Raw genomic sequence first — 515 nt, 5'->3', positions numbered from 1 at the left:
CCGCCGAGCACCTTGCCGCGCGGCAGGTTGATCTTCCGGCGGAAGAGCCAGGGCTCCTCCTCGGAGGTGTACTTCCAGTCGTACCGGGGGTCTCCGACGGCGCGGTACATGCCCAGCGGCATGCGCACCTCGACGTCCCAGGGGTGCACCGGGGCCCCGGCCTCGAGCACGAGCACCGAGCCGGCACCGCGCTCCACGGCCCGGCCCGCCACCACGCTGCCGGCGGAGCCACCGCCGACGACGACGACGTCCACCCGCTCGGCGGACGACGAGCCCGCACCGCGGCGCGCTCGGGGGATCGCGTGTCCGTGGCCGCCCACAGCGTGCCTCCTCTTCCGTCTCCGACGCCTCTGCAGCGCGAGCTCGAACCGGGGCAGCACCCCCACCCGGTCAAGGTCAACGTAGGCCTGCGTGGCCCTCGCCACCTCGCTCCGCGCACCTGTCTGACAGCACACCACCCGATCGGACCGGATTCCAGCGAGAACGGGGCAGGGGCTGGTCAAGGCTTGGTCAAG

General features: G+C 73.0%; 1 protein-coding gene. It reads right to left on the bottom strand.

The features are described from left to right. Nucleotides 1–320: FAD-binding protein (locus FHN55_RS23085; protein WP_180358018.1), on the bottom strand; the 320-nt coding region annotated here is incomplete at its 3' end. Between the last annotated feature and the right edge of the window lie 195 nt (nt 321–515).

Origin of the sequence: Streptomyces sp. NP160, from assembly GCF_006335115.1 — a bacterium.
Classification (GTDB): Bacteria; Actinomycetota; Actinomycetes; order Actinomycetales; family Quadrisphaeraceae; genus Quadrisphaera.
The sequence above is the reverse complement of the archived record's forward strand: the minus strand, read 5'-3'. Positions and strand labels throughout refer to the sequence as shown.